The 26,027-nt window shown below is 38.1% G+C and carries 17 protein-coding genes and 2 tRNA genes; 12 read left to right on the top strand and 7 right to left on the bottom strand.

Translation table 11 applies throughout. The features are described from left to right. Nucleotides 1-166 precede the first annotated feature (166 nt). A complete protein-coding gene (locus G509_RS0105930; RefSeq protein ID WP_026990679.1) occupies nt 167-3,406 on the bottom strand; it encodes a sacsin N-terminal ATP-binding-like domain-containing protein in 3,240 nt (1,079 codons plus the stop codon). 285 nt (nt 3,407-3,691) lie between these two features. Between G509_RS0105930 and G509_RS0105935 the strand changes: the two genes are divergently transcribed. Genes G509_RS0105935 through G509_RS22765 form a run of 4 tightly spaced genes read left to right on the top strand, consistent with a single transcriptional unit; the run spans nt 3,692 to nt 9,227 of the window. Beyond that, nucleotides 3,692-5,092 carry a class I SAM-dependent DNA methyltransferase gene (locus G509_RS0105935; protein WP_026990680.1) on the top strand — a complete coding sequence of 467 codons (1,401 nt, stop codon included), beginning with the start codon at nt 3,692-3,694 and terminating at the stop codon, nt 5,090-5,092. Beyond that, nucleotides 5,085-6,824, top strand: a complete 1,740-nt coding sequence (locus G509_RS22760) for a restriction endonuclease subunit S (RefSeq protein WP_051199967.1) — start codon at nt 5,085-5,087, stop codon at nt 6,822-6,824. Before G509_RS0105935 ends, G509_RS22760 begins: the two co-directional genes overlap by 8 nt. Further along, a complete protein-coding gene (locus G509_RS0105950; RefSeq protein WP_081663243.1) occupies nt 6,821-8,353 on the top strand; it encodes an AAA family ATPase in 1,533 nt (510 codons plus the stop codon). The genes G509_RS22760 and G509_RS0105950 overlap by 4 nt, the downstream gene beginning before the upstream one ends. Before the next feature lies 1 nt (nt 8,354). Further along, nucleotides 8,355-9,227, top strand: coding sequence for an HNH endonuclease family protein (locus G509_RS22765; protein ID WP_131450784.1), 873 nt, complete (start codon nt 8,355-8,357; stop codon nt 9,225-9,227). A gap of 328 nt (nt 9,228-9,555) precedes the next feature. Here the strand turns inward: G509_RS22765 and G509_RS0105960 are convergent, their stop codons facing one another. After that, the gene (locus G509_RS0105960; RefSeq protein ID WP_026990684.1) at nt 9,556-10,539 is read right to left on the bottom strand and encodes a hypothetical protein; all 984 of its coding nucleotides are present in this window, start codon (nt 10,537-10,539) and stop codon (nt 9,556-9,558) included. Between the two features lie 392 nt (nt 10,540-10,931). Further along, nucleotides 10,932-11,210 carry a hypothetical protein gene (locus G509_RS0105965; RefSeq protein ID WP_026990685.1) on the bottom strand — a complete coding sequence of 93 codons (279 nt, stop codon included), beginning with the start codon at nt 11,208-11,210 and terminating at the stop codon, nt 10,932-10,934. A gap of 697 nt (nt 11,211-11,907) precedes the next feature. Here G509_RS0105965 and G509_RS0105970 point away from each other — a divergent pair. Together G509_RS0105970 and G509_RS21545 are read left to right on the top strand one after the other, a co-directional pair. Continuing rightward, nucleotides 11,908-13,389, top strand: coding sequence for a recombinase family protein (locus G509_RS0105970; protein WP_026990686.1), 1,482 nt, complete (start codon nt 11,908-11,910; stop codon nt 13,387-13,389). Nucleotides 13,390-13,391: 2 nt separating this feature from the next. Beyond that, nucleotides 13,392-13,604 (top strand): hypothetical protein, encoded by a 213-nt coding sequence (locus G509_RS21545; protein WP_051199970.1) that lies wholly within the window; start codon nt 13,392-13,394, stop codon nt 13,602-13,604. 142 nt (nt 13,605-13,746) lie between these two features. Here G509_RS21545 and G509_RS0105980 read toward each other — a convergent pair. From G509_RS0105980 to G509_RS0105990, 3 genes are all read right to left on the bottom strand, one after another. Beyond that, nucleotides 13,747-13,828 (bottom strand) — tRNA-Leu (locus tag G509_RS0105980). Between the two features lie 260 nt (nt 13,829-14,088). Next, complete coding sequence (locus G509_RS0105985) at nt 14,089-16,842, bottom strand: T9SS type A sorting domain-containing protein (protein WP_035738534.1); 2,754 nt, start codon at nt 16,840-16,842, stop codon at nt 14,089-14,091. 357 nt (nt 16,843-17,199) lie between these two features. Further along, nucleotides 17,200-17,281 (bottom strand) — tRNA-Leu (locus G509_RS0105990). A gap of 143 nt (nt 17,282-17,424) precedes the next feature. Between G509_RS0105990 and G509_RS0105995 the strand changes: the two genes are divergently transcribed. The 6 genes from G509_RS0105995 (at nt 17,425) to G509_RS0106020 (ending at nt 25,467) form a co-directional block, all read left to right on the top strand. After that, nucleotides 17,425-18,813 (top strand): dipeptidase, encoded by a 1,389-nt coding sequence (locus G509_RS0105995; protein ID WP_026990688.1) that lies wholly within the window; start codon nt 17,425-17,427, stop codon nt 18,811-18,813. 303 nt (nt 18,814-19,116) lie between these two features. Beyond that, nucleotides 19,117-19,488, top strand: a complete 372-nt coding sequence (locus tag G509_RS0106000; RefSeq protein ID WP_026990689.1) for a BlaI/MecI/CopY family transcriptional regulator — start codon at nt 19,117-19,119, stop codon at nt 19,486-19,488. Then, nucleotides 19,485-21,149: a M56 family metallopeptidase gene (locus G509_RS21550; protein WP_081663244.1), complete on the top strand. Its 1,665-nt coding sequence runs from the start codon at nt 19,485-19,487 to the stop codon at nt 21,147-21,149. The genes G509_RS0106000 and G509_RS21550 overlap by 4 nt, the downstream gene beginning before the upstream one ends. A 44-nt stretch (nt 21,150-21,193) precedes the next feature. After that, complete coding sequence (locus tag G509_RS22770; RefSeq protein WP_081663245.1) at nt 21,194-22,861, top strand: M56 family metallopeptidase; 1,668 nt, start codon at nt 21,194-21,196, stop codon at nt 22,859-22,861. A 56-nt stretch (nt 22,862-22,917) separates the two neighbouring features. Then, entirely contained in the window at nt 22,918-24,195 is a 1,278-nt protein-coding gene (locus G509_RS0106015) for a M56 family metallopeptidase (RefSeq protein WP_026990690.1), read from the top strand. Nucleotides 24,196-24,366: 171 nt separating this feature from the next. Further along, complete coding sequence (locus tag G509_RS0106020) at nt 24,367-25,467, top strand: DUF4407 domain-containing protein (RefSeq protein WP_026990691.1); 1,101 nt, start codon at nt 24,367-24,369, stop codon at nt 25,465-25,467. A 95-nt stretch (nt 25,468-25,562) separates the two neighbouring features. On the opposite strand, the gene G509_RS0106025 is transcribed toward G509_RS0106020, so the two are convergent. Next, nucleotides 25,563-25,991, bottom strand: coding sequence for a 3-hydroxyacyl-ACP dehydratase FabZ family protein (locus tag G509_RS0106025; protein ID WP_026990692.1), 429 nt, complete (start codon nt 25,989-25,991; stop codon nt 25,563-25,565). Nucleotides 25,992-26,027: the final 36 nt, after the last annotated feature.

The following is a 26,027-nucleotide window of genomic DNA, read 5'->3' on the forward strand; positions in this document are numbered from 1 at the left end:
AAACTCTATAGAGGGGTTAAAACCTTCTTGAAAAACGTGACTTTAAAGCTATTTTCAGGCTTTAAAAAGTAATGTCATGATTATGCCATAGGTGAAGTCAGGGGCAATATATAATATGTGTTTCAGCGAAACTGGTCGCTCGTTTCGCAAATAGTGCGTGTTATCTTTATAGACTAATATTGAAATACTGCTGACTTAAGTATAAGATGAACTCTGAGAAAGAAAGATACTCTCGCCATGTGCTTCGGCTGACATTAACACTATAGGTATCATTGTCAAGCCTGGTTTGGACGGTACCTTCATTATAAGTACCAATTGTTTTTAATCCCTGTTCCATTGCTAAAACTTTTTGTTCTACAACGTCGCCAATATTCAATACAAAACGAGCATTAGCGATAAAGTAATCCTTGTCCACTAATGTATCATGTTGCTCTCTTAACAAAACACATAAGGCATATCTACTTTTATAATCTTTTGCCGCTTTTCCTTGTGTGCGTGACATCTTGACAGTTTCATTATGTGCAACAGTGCTTTTAATTTCCAGATAAAAGGGTTGATTTCGGGGATGAAGAATTTCAAAATCATACCCAACATCAGGATTTTTAATATCCAAAGTCTGTATTTCTGAAATTGCTGCTTTAAAGGCATTTTCTGCGGCATCTCCTACTGCTTTTCGCCATTCTGCATCTTCCGCTGCCTGCCTTATTTCGTGAGCAACTATTAGAAGTTTTGCCGTTCCTCCAGCCATCTTAGATGCATTAATCAATAAATTGATTTCCTTTGCAGACATATCTAGTTCAGCTAATGCTTGAATTTCCTCTGCTGTCTTATCAATCTTAGAAAGAGCTATTACCATTTTACTAACTTCTGGGCCAAATGCCTTTACATATAATATTGGTCTTTCCTTTTTAAAATGGGGGAAAAGTTTTCCTCTTTCTTCTTCGTTTTCTCCGAACCAATCATTGAGACTATGAAATAGAGGGTTAAGTTCTGCCCCAGCTTCAACTTTCTCTTGTATATCATGGGCAATGAACAATTCATCAAGTGGTTTGGTTAATATATCTGCAGTTGTCCATGGCAGGGACTCGACAGTAATTTCATTGTCAATCAGCAAAAATTTGGCGTCACCTTTACCTAGATAGGTGGTATAAAGTATTTTGAGGAGATCATCGAATTTAGCTTTCTTATCTTCTCTAAAGATAGTCGACTCAAACTTTCTAAAATTTCCATTTTGCATAGGAATTATTGCATTGGTAGTTAGCAGGGCTTGATAATCCGCAGTCCTGTACAAAATTTCGATCATGGTGTTCAACCATGTATATGCCGAACTATTATCATCTTGAAAATAAGTGTTGCAGAAAGTCTTAAATGTCTTTTCATTTTCTATCAGCCAGCACACGTATTTAATAGAAGCAGTTTCGGCAGACCCAAAACTGAAGTCTTCCATGTCGTCAACCATCTGTTTTTCAGGAACTATTTCTGGGAGTAACTGTCTCAGTTGTAGATACCATTTGTTTCTCTCTTTGGAAAGGTCATTTGGGAACATGCTTACCAAAGTAAAAACTGCTTTATATTTTTCAAGATTATCAGCCGAAGGTGTTAACGAACCAACGTATGTATTTATTCCGGTAAAATATGCTTTCCTATCCAATACATCGATGCCTTCTAATTGTTCTATATCTGGGTGTACCAAAATATCATATACCTTTTGGCCAAGTGTGTCCCCAATGTCCTTCATTCTGCTACTGAGAATATTGTCTTTACGCACCGCTTCTTTTTTATTAATTTCTCCTTTCGTGTTTGGGTAGATAGGATAACTATCAGCAAGATCATGTCTGCCAATACGATGCAGAAAGTTAATAAGTTGGTTTAGCCATTGAGTTTTAGTTTCATTTTCGCTCAACTTAAGAGTTTCTAATGCACCGGGCATAATAATATGTTTAAGTAAGTCTTCCTCATTAACCGAAATGTTTATTTCCCAATTTTCGGAGTCTTGGAAATAGATTCTCTGCCAATCTATGAAAGTAGCTTCCTCAGGAAACTGGTTATGAAAATATTTTGCGGCAAGCTGATAAAATTCCAGATTATCTTCCATCTTCTCAAATATTCTTGGAATTTTTGCCTTAGGAAGTGATATTGCCAGTCCAGCAGCAGAAACTAGCAAATGGTGTGTGGTAAAAAAATCTCTTAACGGCTTTTGAATATTTTCTGTGTACCATGTATCAGAGGTATATTCGATTTTCTCTAGTGGCAGTCCACATTCACTAAGTAAATATAAACCTCCTATAGGTGCGCTTTGAAGAATACTAAAGAATTTTATTACAGAATCACGATAACAGATAAATACGTCTCTGTTAGCATCAGCGGTTGTATCAATGCGGTTTTCATTATCCTTATAGGTCCTTATTCCATCCCGTGGCTCAGATGGAAGAAATTCACTTGAATGAAGCATAAAAGGAATATTCCACGTTTCGGTACCTACTAATGGAAATTCTTTATATAATTTGATTTCCTTCTCAATCCTTTGTACCACCCAGCTTCCATCTTTGTATTTTGCCGGGACTGCTATAGTTAAGTTATTATTACTGTAATGAATTAATCCCTCTCTGTAACCTTCAACTTCAATTGAACTTTCCTTCAACTCTGAAAATAAAATACCGGAATAAATTTCTTCAGCTGGTGACAAAGAATATGTTCTAGTGTTTAGTTCTGTTTTTACCGCTAACGAACCTATCCCAGATCTTTCGGTTGTAGAATTAATTAAAAGTACAAAAGGTAGATTTCTAGTAAAATCATTTAAACTTGTCTGTGCTAAAGCAAGGGAATCTAAATCAAGTTCATAACTATAAATTGTAAATATGCTTTCAGTGAAATCTTCAGCATTGGCTTCAAAAAAAGAATTTATCAAATTAAATACTTCATTTAATGCTACTTCAAGATCGTTAAAATTATCTGATCTACGGTCTACTGGAATAGTGAAATTTACTAAACCATTTTTACCCTGCAATAAACCTGAAACTGTTACTAAGTGATTCAACGCATGCGTGGTAACAAAGCCAGTGCCAAACTTGCCAGTCTTGCCGTCACTATTGTCAAAAGACTTTGTACTTGTCCGTCTCACTAAGGCTAAGAGGTCATTTAAAGTAAATGAGACACCATCATGTGAAAAAGTTATCTGATTGTCAAACAACGTGATGCTTACATTCACAGTTCTATTTTGAACAGTCCCTTCTTTGTGGGCGCAATCCTTCGCATTCTGCAGAAGTTCCCAAACCCATCGTCTCCTTCGATCTAATGGCACGGTTTTTAATCTTTCAAGGTCCTGTAAAATAGCTTTTATCTCACTTTTTTTTCTGTCTTCATCTAATGCAATATCGACAGCGCTTTTTTGCAAATTTTCACTCATATTCACAATTGTTGGGTAGATTTATACACAGGTGAAACAAATCGTCTACTGCCGTCTCTCCAATAATAGTCAGCAAAAAGTAGTATTTTTGCCTAGCTGATGGAGTTTAAATTTGGACGTTAATTATGTTCTTTGATCTAAGCAAATATAAATAAAAGCCATTAACTATCACCAATTTTAATTGTTGCTATAATCAATCAATTTAAAGAAAATTGATAGCGAATTGATAGCGTTAAGTCAGCAATAAGATTTTACTATGTATCTTAGCATTCTATAAACATTGCAATGGATCTAGTTAACAAATTTTGGAATTTTTGCCACACTCTTCGTCATGAGGGCGTTGACTACAGTGACTACATAGAAGAACTCACATATTTAATCTTTTTAAAGATAGCAGAGGAACGTGGAATTGCTATCCCTGAAGGTTGCTCATGGAATGATCTAATTGTGCACGACAAGGAAGACTTATTGATTAAATATAATAAGGTTCTGAATGAGCTTAGTATGGAGAAAAGTATACTTGGTAATATTTTTAGCCAACCAATGGCTAAAATACGAAGTTCCAAAAGTTTAAAACGACTATTGACCCTTATCGATGAAGTTAACTGGTCTTCCTATGATGAAGACGTATTAGGTTCTATGTTTGAAGGTTTACTAGAAAAGGCGGCTAACGAAAGTAAAAAAGGGGCAGGGCAATATTTTACTCCAAGACCTCTAATTGATTCAATTGTAACCGTTATGAGGCCTGATCCATTTGAATCTCCAATATTTAAAATGTCAGATGTCGCATGTGGTACCGCAGGGTTCATAATTTCAAGCTATGAATGGATTAAGAAGAAAAATTCAGTTAAGGCGCTATCCGAACAAAAGCTATCCAAACTATACAATGACACTTATTTTGGGCAGGAACTTGTGACGAGACCACGTAGAATGGCACAAATGAATCTTTTTTTACATGGTATCAGTCCTAACATTAAACTTGGCGACACCATTTACGAGCCTTTTGACAATGTTTTATATAATTGTATTTTAACAAATCCCCCTTTTGGCAACAAAGGATCTAACCAAATACCGGAACGAAAAGATTTTTCTATCAAAACCAGCAATAAACAACTGAATTTTATACAACATGTTATAAGTAGCCTAGTACTTAAGGGCCGTACTGCAATTGTGCTACCAGATAATGTTTTGTCGGATGAGAAAGCAGTTGAGTTATGGAAGGTAATAATGCCTGAATGTAATGTCCACACCATTCTCAAACTTCCCAATGGCACATTTTTGCCTTATGCAAATGTGAAAGCAGTAGTCATTTTTATACAAAAAGGTGTCCCTACCAAAAATATTTGGATTTACGATGCGCGAAGTAACGTAGAAAGCATAACCAAGAAAGGGCGTCCGCTAACGCACGATCACTTTAAAAATTTTATTAAAAGTTATGGCGATGAACCAAACGGAACCGCTAAACGGACTGAATCGGATTCTGAACAGAGATTTCGTAAGTTTACAGTTGACCAAATAGCAAAAAGAAATTATAATTTGGACATTAACTGGATATCGGATAATCAAAATCTGGAAAATGAATATTTTGAAATAGAAGACATTACAAGCGAGGCTATAATAGAACTCGAAGCAATAATTGAAAGTCTCAAAGAGTTATCTAACATGTTAGAAAATAATAATGAGTAAAATTTTACCAGAAGGCTGGGAATTAGTTGAAATTGGTGATTTCTGCAATATTTTTTATGGCAAAGGTTTATTGAGTAAGGATTTTATAGACACTGGTTATCCCGTTTATGGGGCTAACGGCGTTATTGGAGCATATTCGCATTACATGTTCGATCAACCTAAATTACTTATTTCTTGTCGAGGATCAATGAGTGGAGTTACACATATAACTGCTCCAAAATCTTATGTGACCGCAAATTCAATTATAATTGAGTCTTTAGTCAGAGAAATTACTAATGAGTACTTACAGTTCGCTATAAATTCCGCCGATAAAAGCAATATTATCACAGGTTCAGCGCAACCGCAGATTACAATTCAAAATTTAAAACATCTCACAATTCCTATTCCATCAATTGCAGAACAGGGTCAGATAGTTAATACGGTAACTAATGCTTTAAAAAAGATCAATTCATATAAATCTATTCGAGAGTTGGTACCATTGCTTGTTAAGAAAATACGAAAAAAAGTTATCAACGACGCAGTAAAGGGAGATCTATCGAAGGTATGCAGAAACAATTCGGATACTTTGCAAACTGGGTACGAATTAATAGAAGAATTAAAACAAGTTAGAATTGATGGTAACCCCAAAACTAAATTGAACGAGAAAGCCGTACTAGATTTAACGACAGAGAAATTGCCGGATGCTTGGGTTTGGACACGATTATTAAACATCGCCGACGTAATTGGAGGAGTTACTAAAGGTCGTAAGCTAAAGGATAGGGAAACTATAGTTCTTCCGTATTTACGTGTTGCTAATGTTCAAGATGGATACTTAGATTTATCGGAAATTAAATATATAGAGACATTAACAAGTGATCTGGAAAAATTTAGGTTAGAAAAGGGTGACATACTATTTACTGAAGGAGGTGACAGAGATAAATTAGGTCGTGGAACTATATGGAATAATGAAATAGAAGACTGCATTCATCAAAACCATATATTTAGGGCGCGTACAAATCCGAGCTACATCAACCCAGAATTTATAGGTATATACACCAAGTCAGATACTGCCAAAGAATATTTTTTTTCAAACGCTAACCAAACAGTAAATCTCGCTTCTATCAATTTAACCGCCTTATCAAATATACCTATTCCCATTCCTCCTATATATGAACAAAATTACATCTGTAAAAAAGTTAATAACTTACTTGAGCAAATCAATATAATTACAGAAAAGCATAGAAGATTTTGCGATTTAATTGATCGGACTGAAAGAATGATATTAGAAAAAGCATTTAATGGTGTATTTTCCGAAAAAATTGATGTACATAATGATGCAAAACAATTAATTGAAGAAGCAAAGCAATTTTCTATCAATTACAGACAAAAAAAAATCACAAATAATACAATGCTCAAGCAAAGATTTTTAGATGTGGCCGACCAAAACGCAAATAAGATTGAAATTACAGAAGTCGTAGTAAATGAAATAAATATAAAACACGAAGCTACTGAAGCTATTATCAATAATGAAGCTAACAAGATGATCAAAAGTAAACCCGTTGAAACATATAATGAATTAGTCGAGCGGCTGGAAAATTTAGGCGGTGAGGCTTATCCTGAAGCACTTTTAATCGCGACATCGTTGGAAGAGGATATTGACTTATTCTATGACTTATTAAAAGAAGCTAGAGATCAAAATGCAATAACGGTCCCGATCGGACATACCGGGGTTATTAAAACAATTATTGTATGAGAATTATTGAACTGCATATTAAGAGTCCCTGGAAAAATTTAGACGGCTTTAGCGTTACATTCAATTCTAGTAATGATATCGCTGTATTGTTAGGTAAGAATGGATCTGCAAAAAGCAATTTGCTTGAAACGATAATAAAGATATTTAGAGACATTGACCTTAGATACCCGTCACCATTTGCATACTCCATGACTTATACGATCAATGGATGCAAAGTGAATATCGAGACGGAAAAGGGAAAACAAGCAAAGGCTAAAGTCGATGGCGTTACAGTTTCTTTTTTGGAGTTAAAAGCTTCTTGGGTCCCAAGATATATAGTTGGATACTATTCGGGTGCATCAGATAGATTTGATGAACTCTTTCAAATTCATGACAAAAATGCATTAAAAAGTACCTTGCATCCAATTAAGCCAGGCGAGAAACTTTCTTTTAGAACTTTTATTTTAGCTAGACCTGTGCACGGGCTGTTTGCTCTGCTTTCATTCTATCTTTCTCATGACAAAGAGATAGTAAGTTTTTTGGAAAGCTACCCAAGGATTGAGGGATTTGACTCAGCACTTATTACAATTAAAAAACCGACATGGGCAAAAAAAGGTTCAACAGCTGATGATTTTTGGGGTGCAAAAGGACCTGTAGGAGACTTGCTTAATAGTATTCTTAAACATAGCATGGCTCCATTTACTAGGACAGTTACTGTCAATACTGATTTTAGACGCCGTGAAAGGCGGGAATTAACATTTTTGCACCTTCCAGATCTTAGTTCCTTGCATGACCTTTCTGCAGAATATGGCAGTGATCCACGTGCATTTTTTCAAGCTTTGGACACTATGAGGCTTAGCGATTTGCTAGAAGACTTTAAGGTAAGAGTGAAGGTAAAGGGTGCCAATTCTGCAATACATACCCGACAACTTAGTGAAGGTGAACAGCAATTGCTAACTGTTTTAGGTCTTATGCGGTTTACACAAGATGCAGGATCATTATATATCTTGGATGAGCCAGATACTCATTTAAATCCTGCATGGGGATTAGATTATCTAGAGCGATTACGAATTATTGGAGGTATTAACAAAGACAGCCATACAATAATTGCCACTCACGATCCCTTATTGGTTGCTGGATTACTGAAGGAAGAAATTAAGGTTTTATCGCGTTCTGAGGCAGGAAAAATAACTGCAACTGAACCTGAAGAAAGTCCACGTGGAACGGGTGTCGCAGGAGTGTTAACCAGTGAACTGTACGGATTGGAAAGCCAATTAGATAGATTCAGCTTAAAAGTCTTGAAAAGGATTTATGAAGTGTCAATGCTTGAGAACTACCCTGCGAAAAATAAGCATTTACACCGTCTGCGTAAAATTGTACCTGGACTAAATGCAACTGATATTTCGCCTGATCCGTATCGCAACATTGCCAAATTGGCCTACAAAGAAGCCATCGAATTGGTCATTAATTCCGAAAGTAATAGTGAAGTAAAAATAAAAGCAATCGAAAATTTGTCTGCATTGCTTTATAATGCCGCTAAAAAAATATAATATGATTTATATTAATCCTACTCGTATTATAATTCCTCCTGAATGGGATAGTAAGATCAAAGAACTTAAAAAAGAACTTTTGCTGAAGGATGAAGATAAAAGAACTGCTTTTATTAATAGTAAAAGAGAGGAATCTTGGGGCCATCCAGATATTCTAAATTCTCTTCGAAATGTAGTTGGTAATAAATGCTGGTATTCTGAGGTAGACCTGACTGGAGCTGATCCTAATATAGATCATTTTCGACCTAAAGGCAAAGTGAAAGAAATAGATGTCGATTCTTTATCTGCCACGAAAGATGAATGTACTGGTTACTGGTGGCTTGCGTTCGATTCCGCTAATTTTAGATTATCAAGCATGCATACCAATCAAAGACGGGTAGACGAAACTACGGATGGTGGTAAATGGGATTTTTTTCCAATCGATGGCAAGAGAGCAATAGAAAAAACTCAATTGGCACTAATAAACGAAGCTGTTTTACCATTTGATCCTTGTTCCGCTACTGATGTGTCATTAATGTGGTTTGGTCCTGATGGCAAACCTGGTTTTAAAGATTGGAGACGTGTTCCAACTCTTCATGAACAACGAAGGTTGAAAGTAACAGTGTGGTTATTTCATTTGGATAAATTAGAACTAGCTACTAAAAGAGCAAATGCAATGGAGGAGATTAGGACTGCATTGCAAAGTGCAGATGCCATCTACCAAATTTGGACTCAAAAGGGACAGGGTGCCACTGATCAAGAGAAAAATTTTTTCGATAGGGCGCTTGCAGATATTAAGAAAAATGTGAGCGACGAGGCTCAATTTGCTGGTGCTAAAAGGTGTGCCTTACAGATAGCGAGGTCGGAATACTTATGGATGGAAGAATATTTTTAGTAAGAGACTTAAAAACATTACTCGAAAAATTTGTGGATTAGCCTTATAATTAATTTCGTAGTATAGTCTTCTCCCTTAACTATGGCAATAGATAAAAACCTAACAGCATTCCGCCACCGCAGTTTTAATCTGTATGATACTGGACGCGATACAAAAACTCGAACCATTTGTTGAAAGATTTGAGGCTTTTAAGTGAAGTATTAATCATCTGAAAACAACGTAAATCCTTGTTTTTTTTTAAGTTTATAGTGTAAGAAATTATTTTGAACATCGACCTTTGTTAGTTCTATGAATATTACCGAGAATAGTTCAAGATGTAATCTTTAAATTATTTCGAAATCTCATCGTCCTCAAAATCAAAATCAAAATATTGCCCAGTTCCGATATGTTCAATATCATTTATTCTGTCTTTCGGGATTTCCTTTTCCTCAATTAAATATTGATATTCACTTATACGACTATAATTGGTAATGCTATTCATGAGATATTGAATGTAATAACTCGAATTATATTCGTCGAGGTTTATTGGTTCTAGCGTCTGAATATATTTTTTAAATTCGTCATTCATTCCTTCTTTACTTAAAAGGCTAACAATTATTTCTTTTTTAAAATTGTTTTCTATTTCAAAAGTAAATTCTTTAGCCATGAATATTTTGAAAGCTTTTGAACCATATCTAATATCGTATGTGTAGGTTCCCAACTTGCGAGCACGATCCCCGATAATTTCATATAATGAATTTACTATCGTCCCAATTGTCTTTCCTATAAATTTTTTTAATCTTTTATTATTCTCTATCCATTCTTCTTTTTTGTATGGATACAAAGCTTCATCATCTTTTGAGGTTTCCAGCTGAAGTTCATTAACTAGAAACTCCTGAAATGCTTTCTTGTCGAAATTGGGCTTATTTATAGATTTTTTGTTAAACCTTTCATAACGGTATGAAGTGTAAAAATCTCTAAGCAGACTCAAAAATTTAAAGTGAACTTTTCCCAATTTTATACTTTGAATTTTATTTATTATCTCATGCAATATTAAGTGATTATGTGTAATTAAACTCTTTTCAAAGTCTAATTGATTAATGCTTTCGCTATGTTCTAAAAGAATGATTGTTATTTTCTGGAGACGCTCAATTCCAATTGCTAGATTATATAATAATTCGAAAATATCTTCTTCGTGGTGAATGTACTCGATCGTGTCCAGAAAATACAACGCATTATAAATAAGTGTTCCTGAAATCTGCAATTCAGTGCCTAACCTGAAGTTTTTCCAAAAAAAGTCAGGCTCACTTAAGCTTTTATATTTATCACTCATACTGGTTTATTTTAAGTAAGAAGTTCAAGATTGCTAACTAGTTTGTATACCCTATTCACTGTATCTTGATGCAATATTAAGTTGAACAATTTATGTTTTTAGATCATAACTCTTTAATTTATTTTCAGTTATTGTTTCGCTTTCCAAATTGTCGAAAATTTTTTCTATATAATACTTATCAAAAAAGGTTGGAAATTTCTTTAAAAATTATATCAGAATTACATGCTCAATGATTTAATGCAATTCGTTTGAATTGCATTTACCGAATTCATTATGTCTGGTACAAATCAATATTATATTATACATAATTTTACCAAGTCGGTGATATAATGTTTGTGTAAAAAGATGGTTTCAATACGCTTGCATCTAATGTTTGGGATAGTTAATTTTTGTTACTTATCGCCGCATAACTTCTTAAATTCATCCCTTACATCTTCAAACGTGGGCGCACCAATACTTGATATTTTTTTATAAGAATCTATTCCATTATCCGTTGCCATTGCACTCCAAAAATACTGGTGAACTTTTTCTGCACTAACCTGCTCATTTAACCTCATCCTAGTTAAATTTATTTTTCTTTTGATTTTTACATCCGCTTTCGGATTTGTTTCAGCTGGAATTAATACATTTTCTTCTAAAAATCTAATTAATTCTTCTTTTGTTGCATTCATACTATTTAAAATTAAGTTCTTGGATCGCCGTTTTATTCGCTTGCACTTTTAAATAAATTCAATATCAATCCCTAAGTGACTACTTATTTGTTCTTCAGTGCAAACATTCGGTTTCATACCGCTTATTCATAAATATGGAGTAAAATAAAAAGTTTCTGAACCTATAATACGCCCATTAAAGTTAAAGAAAATATTGCCAATTTATCTTAAATTAAAACATAAGATAATCCATGACAATTATTTTTTTGTAGCTTGAATGAACAAATTGCCAATGCCATTCTTTCTCATTTTGATATTTTATTGTAAATTTAACTAGCAAGAACAACATCTTTAAAAAAATAAAGTAAACTGGAAAATCATTTAGGTCTCATCTTTATAATACCCGCAAGCTAGCAGCTAATAATTCCAATCCATTCCGATAATCTTAAATTACTTTCCACAATATGTTGTTCAAGTTGTAGTGTCGGACTAGCTACAAAAGCTTAGTTTTTGATTAGGCAGTGAAGTACACTAAAATTTAAATCATTCCGTGCTTAGCAATAATATCATGAAAATTCTCATCTACGACTGTAAGATTTAGATTTTAAAAAGCAAGCTGTATTAAAATTATCACAAGTATAGTTGTAAAAATGAATAATCTTTAAAAAAGGTTTTGCACTTAGGAGTAATTTATGATGTTAAATTTAAAAATCAAGGTATGTATGATCAGACTAAATCGGCTTATTTATATATCCGGGTTAGTACAGACGAGCAAAAAAGGAAAGGATATTCCCTGCCCGAACAGGAAGACCGGTTATTAAAATATTGTGCATTCAACAATATAGAGGTAAAAGGTATTTATCGCGAGGACTTCTCGGCCAAAAACTTCAACAGGCCTGAATGGAAAAAGTTAATAACGGTAATTAAAAACAAGTCAAAGGAAGGCAAGAGTATACTTTTCATAAAATGGGATCGGTTTAGCCGAAATATTGAACTTGCCTATGAGATGATAGGAATACTTCGAAAACACAGGACAACAGCAATGGCTATTGATCAACCTATAGATTTTTCTGTTCCTGAAAGTACGGTAATGCTTGCCGTTTACCTATCTGTACCGGAAGCAGAAAACAGCAGGAGGGCTCTAAATACGGCAAATGGTATTCATCGGGCAAAACTAATGGGCAGGTACCCTAATAAAGCTCCAATAGGATACATCAATCTGACGCTTGTTGACGGCAGAAAAATTATTGCTCCTAAACAGCCCGATGCAGAAATTATAAGCTGGGCTTTCCATCAGCTTGTAAAAAATATCCATAAAATAGAGAAAATCCGCAATATGGCCTATGATAAAGGCTTGAAATGTTCCCGATCGCATTTTTTCAGGATTATACATAATCCTGTTTACTGTGGACTTATCTCGGTAAAATTCAATTCAGAAGAACAGCAAATGGTAAAAGGAACCCACGATCCATTGATATCGGAAACATTGTTTTATGAAGTCCAGCATATCATTAATACAAAAAGAAAAGTTACTGCTAAAACGGATATTCTCAAATCGACATTTTTTCTAAGGGGATTTTTAACATGCCCTCTTTGCGGACGCAAACTAAGCGGAAGCTTTTCCCAAGGGTCTACAAAAAAGTATTCATACTATCATTGTCAGGGAAGTTGCAAAACAAGAATTAGCGCCCCTTTCCTCAATGATTGCTACCAACGCAAGCTGCAACAGCTTGTGCTTTCAAATGGAGCAATTGGGTTATTAAAAATTATTTTAGAAGACTGTAATACAAATTCACAAAAAGCAAAGTACTTACATGACCAAAATATGGTGATAATAAAGCTAAATGAGGAGAATTCAATTCTTTCCAAAGCCCGGAAGTTATTTGTAGTGGATACACTGAAATATGATGATTATAGCGAGTTAAAAAAAGAGAGCCTGGCCAATTCTAAATGCTTGAAAAGTGAGCTGCAGGACATCAATATCAAATTAAAGAGCATTGAAGAGCAAAGCCAATTGGCAAGCAAACCATTTGTAGATATCTTTAAAGGTTTCTCAAGTTTGGATACAGCAAATAAAAAACATCTTGTCAATCTAATCCCTCCTGTTAAGGTTAATTTCCAAACAGGAGACATTTCTTTGGAATTGAACGGTGCACTATCAAAAATATTGACATCAAAAAAACACAAAAAAAAACAGTGAATATGAATTTTATAGATAGAAGGATTTCAGTTGATCGGGCAATAGCGATGTTAGCGAAAAATGGTATCGACGTGGATGATGTTGAAGCGGCTGTTATATTAGACTTTCTCTATCTGATATCGAAAAATCGCAATAAGCCTGAAGAGGCGAAAAACGCCGAAACCCTAAAGAGAAATCGAATTTTGGAAAAATGCCGTAAAACCACCGTAAAATAAAGGGTTTTAAATGGTTCTTAAGACTGTAAGAGTTTTAAACAGTAAAAAAAATCGAACTAAAATGACTAGACAGTAACTGTTTGTGTCATAGATTTTTATTGTCAAAAAAAAAGGAGATACTGTTTAATAGTATCTCCTTAAGTGCGGGTGATAGGACTCGAACCTACACACCTTGCGGCACCAGATCCTAAGTCTGGCGTGTCTACCAATTTCACCACACCCGCGGGTATACTAAAATAGTATCTTGCGTCATTACAAGGGTGCAAATATACAACTTTGTTTTAATAATCAAAGAAAAGATTTAAGAAAGTATAAAGCATAAAAAAAGCCCCTGAAAATCAGAGGCTTTTGCGTTATGCACCTTACAGTATATAACCCTAACTATTTACAGCAAGATTTTAAGACCTTATAAATTATATACTATTGGTGTAATGTTACTATTTACTTTAAGTCCTTTTTTAAGCCATAATAACTACATGTAGCTTTATTGTTTAATAATTTTTTTGCTCACGGTTCCGTTATTTGTATTAATCAGGATGCTATAAAGCCCTTTGCTGAAATTTGTAGTAGGCACTTCTGAATCCGAAGCAGCCCCACTATAAATTAATTGACCCAGCGTGTTGTAAATGCAGTAACCCCTGATTTCCAATTTACCACCCTCAACATTTTTAATATAAAGCTTGTCTTTTACCGGATTTGGATAAAGTACTAAACCGAAAGAATCGTTATTAAAATGGTCCACGTTTAAAATCGTATTGGTATAACGCGTTAGCGCGAAATCCATGCTGACGCCATTGTTAGCCGACCCTGCAACAACAACCTTGTTATCCGATTGCAATCCAACAGCAAAAGCAGCATCATAACCATCATAAAATGAAGTGGTAATACCATTTTGACCTCCGAAATCGTCATCAAAAGTACCGTCGGCATTAAAGCGCTTAATCATAAAGTCGCAGCTTTCCGGGGCCTCGCCAGGCATTTTAAGGGCGACTAAAAATTTGCCATCGGGCTGTGGAAGCACAGAAGTTACCTGTGAGTAATCGCCACTCAAATCTGACGTTAAAATTCCGGCTGTTCCGTACGCAGGGTCAATCGTGCCGTTGGCATTGTATCGAACCGTAGAAAAATGGGGTCCATTTGATACTCCTGCTATAATTAATTTACCGTCTGGCTTGATAGTGCCCGCATACGGAAAATAAGTGTATCCAATTAAAGTAGTCTCTTTTCCACCAGTACCAAAAGTAGTGTCGAGGCTCCCGTTTGAATTTATTCTTGCCGTTGATAGTGTTATGCTTCCATTATACAAATTAGGATCTGATGATGAGCCGAAAAGGATAATCCTGTTGTCTGGCTGAATAAGTATAGAGGCATTGCCATAACTGGTTTGTCCAAAAAAAACGAGCAATTGCCCATCAGTACCAAAGTTTGCATCTAATGTGCCGTTACTATTATATCGAGAGATAATAAACCCGTTTACCCCCTCCAGCGTGCCACCTCCCGCAACAATCATTTTTCCGTCAGCCTGGAAAACTATAGAAGAAGGGGTAAAATTGAGTGCGTTTTTACCATTAATCCCAAAAGTCGCATCAAGGCTTCCATCAACATTGTACCTTATCAGTTCGCCAAAATAGCCGGGCGTTGAATAAACCGAATATACATTACCCAAAATTATTTTACCGCCAGGTTGAAATGATGTGGCAGTAACCTGGTTTAGGTTATCGCCAAAAACCGACACTACTTTACCAAAATTCCCAAAAGTAGTATCAGGGCTTCCATCGCTATAGTACTTTGATAAAACGATATCTTTATAAAACGAGGTGTTTCGCTCCTTGTGTTCAGTAGTTCCAACAGCAATTAACTCATCATTTGGCAATACTACTATATGGCTCAAAAAATCGTTGCCTTTTTCAAAAGCAGTGGTTACTTTTCCATCTGCATCCAATAAAACGTCGGCCATACCATTGCTATCATATTGGGCTACAGCAAAATCTACATGACTAAGATCCAGCGACTGTGCTTGTCCTGCTACAACTATTTTACCATTTGGCAGTACTGCTGCAGCTTTTGCTTCATTCAGGCCTGTACCAAAAGTTGTCAGTACGGTGCCACCGGTTCCAAAAGATGTATCCATAGTTCCGTCGGCATTATATCTCCTGATTAAAAAATCGGATGACGGCGACAGCGATACCGGATTAATTACTAAAAGGTATTTTCCATCCGGCTGTATGGCAACAGAATTTGTTTGATAAAACTGTTCATTTGCCGTTAAAGGCGTCAAAACACTGCCATCGCCGCTAAAAGAAGTATCCAGGCTGCCATTTGCATTGTATTGTAGTAAGGCAAAATTTACCCCTACAATTCCTGCTATCTTTATTTTCCCGTCGGCGCCAATTGATAGTTGCTTTGCGGCACCTGAGGTACCGGCTCCAACGGATGTAATCACTTTACCATCAGTATCAAAACCGGTATCTAAAGTACCATCGGCAGTATATTGGGCCACTGCTATTTTAGAGTTTACCGTAGGATATTTACCTGCAATAACAAACTTACCATCAGGCTTTAATGCAATACAAGACGGCCAGCTGTTTCCTGTTCCAAAAGACAATACAACCTGTCCGTTTGTACCAAAGGCAGAATCTGGCATTCCATCTGCTGTATACCTTTCGATACCAATAGCATCTGGCGAGTTAAAATCTAACTTTACCGCAGTAACAATAATCTTACCATCGGCCTGCACAATTAAACTGTTGCCATCATTTATAAAAGAAGCCAACGCAGTGATAATCTTGCCATTCGTACCAAAAGTACCATCAATATGTCCGTTTGCAAGATACCGTGCAATTACTACCGTAGAGCTAATACCATTCATTCCCGTAGTTCCCAACACAATAATCTTACCATCAGCAAGCACATGGATGGAGCGAATAATACTACTGTCGTTATTAACTTCCATAAAACCAGTCAATACTTTTCCGTGCACACCAAAACTAACATCTAATGATCCGTTAACATTGTAGCGCGCTAAAGCAAAATCATCTTCGCCATTACTATTAAGGCTGGTTCCGCCAACTAAAAATTTGCCATCGGGCTGAAAAGCAATGGCATACGCCCGGTTTTCATTGGAACCAAAACCCGTGACCGTTTTTCCGTCGATTCCAAATGCAGCATCTGTTTCGCCCGATTGAGGCAGCATCTTCAGGGTTGAAAGCAGGAAGAGAAATAGTAGTTGTTTTTTCATAATAAGATTTAGGTACTGATAAATTAGATATCAGACCCGGCTAAGGTAGTCAAACCCGACTTAAATTACTCAAAATCAGCTATTTTATTATACACAACCATTTATCCGGATATAATCATCAGGAACCAATGAACAATTAGCACAATGCCTAACATGTAGTACAAATAGTACTAATTAAGGTTTTAAGTTCGCAATCATCTTAATTAAAGCTAATGTTTTTCTCACAAAAACACCTGTTAATCAAATAACTAAAGGTGTCATCAAAAAAATAAATAGGGAATTTGCACGGTTGTTTAATTTGAAACCGGAGGAGAGATAAACAAAAAAAGCCCCTGAAAATCAGAGGCTTTTGTGTTGTGCGGGTGATAGGACTCGAACCTACACACCTTGCGGCACCAGATCCTAAGTCTGGCGTGTCTACCAATTTCACCACACCCGCAGGCAGATAATGTAACCGATAAGCGTTTCATTATTACGGGTGCAAATATACAACTGTTTTCCAAATTTCAAATTAAAATTGTAACTTTTTTTAGTTTTATTTTTTCGTATTTTTGATGCTCAATCGTATATCTCTAATTTATAATGGATAACATAAAAAACTATGTCGGCCAAAACAAAGACCGATTTATAAATGAACTTATAGAATTGCTTAAAATACCGTCGGTTAGTGCCGATAGCGCCTATTCTCAGGACGTAATAAACACTGCCGATGCCGTTAAGGCCAGCCTGGAAAAAGCAGGCTGCGACCACGTTGAAATTTGCGAAACGCCCGGCTACCCTATTGTTTACGGCGAAAAATTTATAGACAAAAACCTACCAACCATCTTAGTGTATGGCCATTATGATGTTCAGCCGGCCGACCCGGTAGAGCTGTGGTCGTCTCCGCCGTTTGAGCCTGTTATTAAAAAGACGGACCTTCACCCCGATGGCGCTATCTTTGCCCGCGGTGCGTGCGACGATAAAGGCCAGATGTATATGCACGTTAAAGCGCTGGAATTCATGGTACAAACCAACAGCCTGCCCTGCAACGTTAAGTTTATGATAGAGGGCGAAGAAGAGGTTGGGTCGCCAAGCCTGGCCTGGTTTGTAGAGCGCAATCAGGACAAATTGGCTAACGATGTGATACTTATATCGGATACCGGCATGATATCTAACACGCAACCCTCTATTACTACAGGACTTAGAGGCCTTAGCTATGTAGAGGTAGAGGTTACGGGCCCTAACCGCGACCTGCACTCTGGCCTGTACGGTGGTGCTGTTGCCAACCCTATTAACGTGTTAGCCAAGATGATAGCCCAACTGCACGACGAAAACAACCACATTACCATACCCGGCTTTTATGATAAGGTTGAAGAGCTTAGCCGCGAAGAGCGCGACGAGATGGCTAAAGCGCCTTTCTCTCTCGATGCTTATAAGCAAGCCCTTGATATTGAGGATGTTTACGGCGAGGCCACCTACACCACCAACGAGCGTAACTCCATCCGCCCGACTTTAGATGTTAACGGAATTTGGGGTGGCTACACCGGCGAAGGTGCTAAAACCGTGATTGCCAGCAAGGCATACGCCAAAATATCGATGCGCCTTGTACCGGCACAGGACTGGAACGAAATTACCCAACTTTTTACCAAACACTTTACCAGCATTGCCCCTAAAGGTGTTACCGTTAAGGTTAAGCCACACCACGGCGGGCAGGCGTATGTTACTCCTATTGAGATTGTTGGCTACAAAGCCGCAGCCCTGGCGTACGAAGAAAGCTTTGGCATTAAGCCCATTCCGGTACGCTCCGGAGGCAGCATCCCGATAGTGGCATTGTTTGAAAAAGAGCTTAAAAGCAAGACTATTATGATGGGTTTTGGCCTTGATAGCGATGCCATCCACAGCCCTAACGAGCATTTTGGCATCTTTAATTACCTAAAAGGTATCGAAACCATTCCGTTATTTTACAAACATTTTACCGAGCTTTCTAAGTAATTTGTGCTTGATATTTCACTTTTGGATTACAAGATACAGTAAAATATAGCGGTTAATCTGCAACTAAATCTGCCCCAACAAGGCAGATTTTTTTATGCTTTTACCTCAAAATATACCAATCGGTATATTTTTTTAAGTCTCAAAAGTGCTTTTTATTTTTTATACCAATCGGTATATTCCACTACTTAAATCTTCATCAAAAATTTTCATCAAAATCTTCATCACAAAAAATATTTTCAAAAAAAATTAGGTCGGATACATTTTTATTCTACATTTGTAGAAACAATTCTAAAGTTGTAGAACATGCAATTGACAAAAACCGAAGAACAGCTAATGCAATTATTATGGAAACTGGAAAAAGCATTTATGAAAGATCTGCTCGACCTCTTTCCCGATCCTAAGCCTGCCGCGACAACCGTGGCCACGCTTTTAAAGCGAATGACCGATAAAGGCTTTGTAGGTTATAAAGAATATGGCAAGAGCCGCGAGTATTTTCCGGCTGTAAAAAAATCCGACTACTTTTCTAAGCAAATGAACGGCATGATCAAGAATTTCTTCAACAATTCGGCATCGCAATTTGCCTCGTTCTTTACCCAGGAAAGCAACATGACCAGCGCCGAGCTCGAAGAACTTAAAAAAATCATCGATTCTGAAATCAAAAAGAAACAGCAATGACAGATTTTTTATTAAAGTCAACCGTAAGCATGACGCTCCTTTTAGGAGTGTACTACCTGCTGCTACAAAAAGAGCGGCTGTTTATATTTAACCGATTCTACCTGTTGTTTGCACTGGCATTCTCAATAGCGTTGCCTTTTATAACAATAGAAGTTTATACCGAATATGAGCCTGTTGTAACTCCTGCAATGGCAACGCAACATCTAACTTATGATGTCCCAACAACGGTAGCGTCACAAATAGTAACCGAAGCCCCTATAGACTACCTGAGTTATCTGCCCTGGCTTATCTACGGGTTGATAACCTTGGTGTTAGCCTTAAAATTTACAGGAAACATATGGCATTTTAAAAAGCTGGTATCAAAACATCAATCACAAGATCATGATACTGCAACGCTGGTGTTGTTAGACAAAAAAGTACTGCCGCATACCTTTTTAAACTATATTTTTATAAGTAAAGAAGAGCACGAGTGCAATATAATTGAAGAAGAATTATACCTGCATGAGCTGGCACACGTTGCCCAAAAGCACACGCTTGATATTTTGTTTATAGAAGTACTTAAAACCATACTATGGTTTAACCCGCTGCTGTACTTCTACAAAAAAGCCATACAGCTTAACCACGAGTTCCTGGCCGATGAAAGCGTACTGCAACAGGTAAATAATGTTGCATCGTATCAGCAATTGCTGCTTATTAAAGCGTTGCCACCCACACAGTACCAGCTGGCAAGCAGCCTTAATTTCTCTGTCACTAAAAAGCGTTTCAATATGATGACAAAAGCCACAACCACTAAATCTAAAGCCTTACTATTAAAGTTAGTATCATTACCTGTTATTGCCGGCATGGTTGCCCTGCTGTGTATAGAAACCGTTGCGCAGGTTAACCAACCTGCCGGTACCCGGAAAAAATCCCAAACCACTAACATTAGTGACAGTCTTACCGAAAAAGATATAAAGCGGGATAAGTACTTCTCGGGCGTTCGTGTAATTATTACTGATAAAGAGAGTGATATTTATATTGATAAACCCTACGAACAACTTACGCTTGAGCAAAAACGCAACTACTGGTTTATTGTGCCCGATGCAGCCGTAGCCAAACAGCCCTCTACCAAAGAATTTGAAAGCTGGAAAAACAAAAACCAATTTGCCTTATGGATAGACGACAAAAATGTAAACAACAAAGTGTTAACTAATTATAAAGCGGCGGATATTGCATATTTTACAGGCAGCTCTGTATTTAAAAATGCACGTACAAAACAGCATCCACAGCCTTATCAGTTTCATTTGTATACACCGGCCTATTTTAAAAAGTACATTCAGCAACGCGACCATTACAGCGGCGACGAATATAAAGTAACGTCATTTAACAACAACATGAACAAGCCGGAGTATTATAAAAACACAAAATTTTACATTATTAAAAGCGATAACACTGCCATACCCAAAGACTATGCAGGCCTGACCGATTCCCAAAAAATGAACCTACCGGGCTGCGACGTATCTAAAAAGGGGAAAATTATACCTGCGGTAGAATACTGGATGATAAACGAAAGCGGTAGATCATTAAGCTGGGAAGAAGCTAAGGCAATATCCGGCATGCCCCAAATTCCGGAAAAGGATATAAAAAGCACACGACACAAAGACAGTGCTAAACATAACTAATAGTTGAAGGATAAAGCATCAATCAAAATTTAAAACTAACAGCAATGATGGATTTCCTTATAAAATCGACCCTCAGCATGGCCCTGCTGCTGGCCGTGTACCATGTGTTCTTGGCGCGCGAAAAAATGCACCGCTTTAACCGGTTCTACCTGCTGTTTGCCCTAATGTTCTCGTTAGCAGTGCCTTTTATAAGCTTTACCATTTATACAGAAGCAGTTGCCCAAGCCCCCCTGCCTGCCCGGCCAATCGAAATCCAAAACTTTACGATTGCACCAACACCTCAACAACCTGTAGATTATACCATGCCCTTACTTTTGGCTATATATGCGCTGGTAACTGTGGCACTGGCACTTAGGTTCGCAAAAAATATACGCCACTTTTTAAGGCAGGTCAACCATAATCCGTCGCGGCCGCATCAAAATGCTACACTGGTGTTGATGGAGGGCAACGTAATTCCGCATACGTTTCTAAACTACATATTTGTGAGTAAAGAAGACTACGAACAGAACACTATAGAGCAGGAACTGTATACCCACGAGCTGGCGCACGTTAGGCAAAAACATTCGGTCGACATACTTTTTATAGAAGTGCTTAAAACCGTGCTGTGGTTTAACCCACTGCTGTACTTCTACAAAAAAGCCATACAGCTTAACCACGAGTTTCTGGCCGATGAAACCGTTGTTAACCAAAGCAATAACATAGTAATTTACCAACAACTGCTGCTACAAAAGGCGGTGCCCCAAATGGCATTTCAGCTGGCAAGCAGCCTTAATTATAGTGTAACCAAAAAACGTTTTATGATGATGACAAAAGCCACACCCAAAAGCAAAGCGCTACTGCTTAAGCTTGCCGCCCTGCCGGTAATTGCCGGGCTTATTTATGCACTTTGTACCCAAACCGTTGCGCAAACCTCGCCCATTATTAACACTACTGTGTTTGTAGAAGAGCTACCCGCTTCACAACAAAGCAGCCACGCCGCTACAAACAAAGTCAAACGCGACAGTTATTATGCCGGTGTACGTATTGTGGTAAAAAACGATAAGCGCAAAACACTGATCGACAAGCCTTACGAACAGCTTACCGAAGCCGAAAAAGATAAATACCTTATGGATGTGCCTGGCCCTACGCAAAAAAAACAGCTTACCGCTAAGCAGTACGCTGATCTAAAAGATAGCACGACCTATGGCGTATGGATAGATGGCAAGCGCGTAGATAATGCAGTGCTCAACAAGTTTAGTATTACAGATTTTGCCTTTTACTATGGCAGTGCCGTGTATAAAAATGCGCAGACAAAGGCTAATCCGCAGCCGTACCAATTCAATTTATACACGCACGATTACTTTGATGCCAACCTTGAAAATTCGTATAAAAAATTTGGCAGCGATACTTACACCGTAGTTACCGGCAGCTATTCAGCCCCAAAAAAGGCAACCGATAGTAAGACTAAAGCCGAAGCTGCTCCGCCCAAAATCGCGGAAGGTTTTACAAATACCACCGACACCGTTAAAGATAAGGCCGACGCCGAAGCCCGCAGGGCCAGAGTTTTTGCCGAAAGGGCTAAAATTATGAAACAGAGGGAAACCCTTCTTGCAAAAAGAGATTCTTTAAAAGGTAGTAGAAGAGAAGTTTTAGACGGTGCCCACGTAGAAAAGGATAGCGCCAAGGCTCAAAGAGAAAGGGCAAGAGCCGCAAAGTCGGCAAAAAAGTCATAACTATCTGGCTTTAAACACCTAAATGATCCGATTCTGCAATTAAAAAGAAACAGCAAATGACAGATTTCCTTATAAAATCGACCCTTAGCATGGCCCTGTTGTTGGCTGTGTACCTTGTTTTTTTAGCGCGAGAAAAAATGCACCGCTTTAACCGGTTCTACCTGCTGGCAAGCCTTGTTTTCTCAATAGCATTGCCATTTATCAACATCCGGTTCCAGAATGCAGCCATTGCGCAACCCATTAACGGGCTAACTACCATACTGCTGTCGCCCCTGGTAATATCTAACGCCAGCACCAACTACCTGCCTTACATTGTGTGGGCTATTTATGGGGTAGTAACGTTATTGCTGTTGGCGCGCTTTGCCAACAACCTGCTACACTTTAAAAATAAGGTGAGCCACAACCCTACCCTGCCGTACAAAGGTGCCGTACTGGTGCTGGTGCCAGACAATGTATTGCCGCACACGTTTTTAAACTACATATTTATCAACAAACAAGAGCACGAGGCTATGGGTATTGAGGGCGAACTCTACACCCACGAGCTGGCACATGCCTACCAAAAACACACCTTAGATGTGCTTTTTATAGAGCTGCTTAAAACCCTGTTATGGTTTAACCCCTTACTCTATTTTTACAAAAAAGCCATACAGCTAAACCACGAGTTCCTTGCCGATGAAACTGTGGTAAATGCCTCATACAATGTTATTACCTACCAAAAGCTGCTTGTAGAAAAGGCCGCCCATAGCGTTACATTTTCTTTAGCCAGCAACCTCAATTTTGCTATAACTAAAAAACGTTTACTTATGATGACAAAAACCACTCCACGCCTTTTAGCCACGGTTAAACAACTGGCTATTGTGCCCTTATTTGCCGGTTTAGTACTGGTATCGTGTGCCGATGAAACCACAACAAAAGATGTACAACAGACAGTGCCTGAAAATCAGGATGCAGACAAACCCGGCACAAAAGAGGTATTGACGATAGTACCAGACAGCGTTACCGCAAAGCACAGCGGTGCCGTTATAAATTCGGCTAAGCTTACAAAACAGCCCGAATATCCGGGTGGCATGACTGCTTTTTACCAATATGTGGGCAAGAACTTTAAAGTACCCGAAGAGCTAAACGGCAACTTTAAACTCTATGTATCGTTTGTGGTTGAAAAAGACGGATCGTTAACCGACCTTACCGTGTTACGCGACGGTACCGGCCACGGCGCTGCCGAAGAAGCCATTCGTGTTTTACAAGGCTCGGCCAAATGGGCACCGGGCGAAGTTAACGGACAACCGGTAAGGGCATCGTATCAACTGCCGATAAGCCTTAATGTAAAAAATTAATTTTTTTGAGTTTAGTGATAAGAGATCTGCCCGCCGTGGCAGATTTTTTTATGCCCTAAACCAAAACATACCAAGCCGTTACAACATCGCATTAAAAAACACGTTACCTTTGTATTGCCTGCCCTAATCAAGCAGTTTAATAAACATCATCAATCATCAAAAACAATCATCATGTTAAAGCGTTTTTTTATTACCTGCTCCGGGGCAGATAAAAACATTATCTATTCCTGTTCTAACGGAGAACAAAACAAGTATGCCGGTATTGGCGCCACCGTATTTTTTACCGCACTCCTGGCCTGGATAGCCGCCTCTTATGCCCTTTACACCGTTTTTGATAATGTATACACCGCCACCTTTTTTGGGCTGGTATGGGGCTTGCTTATCTTTAACTTAGACCGTTTTATTGTGTCTACCATCCGCAAGCGCGATAAATTTGGGAGTGAGCTGCTACAGGCTACCCCGCGTATTATCCTTGCCGTTATTATTGCCATTGTTATCTCTAAGCCTTTAGAAATTAAGATTTTTGAAAAGGAGATAAACACCGTTTTGCTTAAAGAAAAAAACGATATGGCCCTTGCCAACAAAAAGCAGGTAGCCAGTTTTTTTAAGTCGGATCTCGACAAGAACAAGGCACAGACCGATAGCCTTAAGGCAGAAATCATAAAAAAAGAAAAGGAAGTAAACGCCCTTTACGGCACGTATATTACCGAAGCCGAGGGTACCAAAGGCACCATGAAGTTAGGCAAAGGCCCTGTGTATAAAGAAAAGCGCGACAAGCACGATGCTGCCCTTAAAGAGCTGGAGGCCCTACGCAAAACCAATACCGATAAAATTGCCGCTAACGATAAGCAGGCCATTACCCTGCAGGCCGACCTGGATAAAAAAATTGCCGATACCCAGCCGGTTATTGATGGCTTCGACGGACTGATGGCGCGTATTAATGCGCTCAACAAACTGCCGTTTTTGCCATCGCTGTTTATTATGCTGTTGTTTTTAGCTATCGAAACATCGCCTATTATAGCCAAGCTGCTTTCGCCAAAAGGCGAATACGACTTTAAGCTGGAAGATACCGAGGCCGCCGTTAAAACCAACCTGGCACAAAACAACCACCAGCGCGAACTGCTTCGCACTACCGATGCCGGCATTTATGATGATGTGTATGGCGAAATTAGAAACGACCGCGAACTCTACAACTACAAGAAAAAGAAAGCCATAGAAATGCTCGAAATGCAAGCCGATAAGTTTGCCGAAAAACAAAAGGGTGTGATGTAGCCACGCAAAGCATTTCCGCGTGATGGTCGTAGAGACGCCCCTATAAAACACAAACAGCCCCGCAATGCGGGGCTGTTATATTATAATCGTAATCACTACGTAGTATGGCGTTCGCCTATTTTTATCGACATCCAGGTAACTTCCATCACCTCGTTATCGCCTACGTAGGCCTTACCGCTTTGCTTTATAATTTTTTCGCTCATGCGGATGTTCTTAATAACATACTTAACCTCCTGGTTAAACGGCACCCCGGCAAAAAATTGCGCCGACTCTATTTGTACCAGTGCAAAAATACCATCGGTAATGCCCAGCAGGCGTATGCCCGCACCACCGGCCTGCGCAATCGACTCTATAAGTATAGTGCCCGGCACAGAGCAGCAATCGGTAAAGCTGTCTTTTAGCATCGTCTCGCAGGTTTCAAAAGTTTTTACCGCCACGATCTCTTCCATGCTTACGTGTGTAATTTCATCCACAAATAAAAACGGTGCGCGGTGCGGTATTAATTCTTCTATATTTTTGGCCATAGCGTTTATTATTAAAAAGCCCCGCGTTGCAGGGCT

Source organism: Flavobacterium subsaxonicum WB 4.1-42 = DSM 21790 (assembly GCF_000422725.1).
Classification (GTDB): Bacteria; Bacteroidota; Bacteroidia; order Flavobacteriales; family Flavobacteriaceae; genus Flavobacterium; species Flavobacterium subsaxonicum.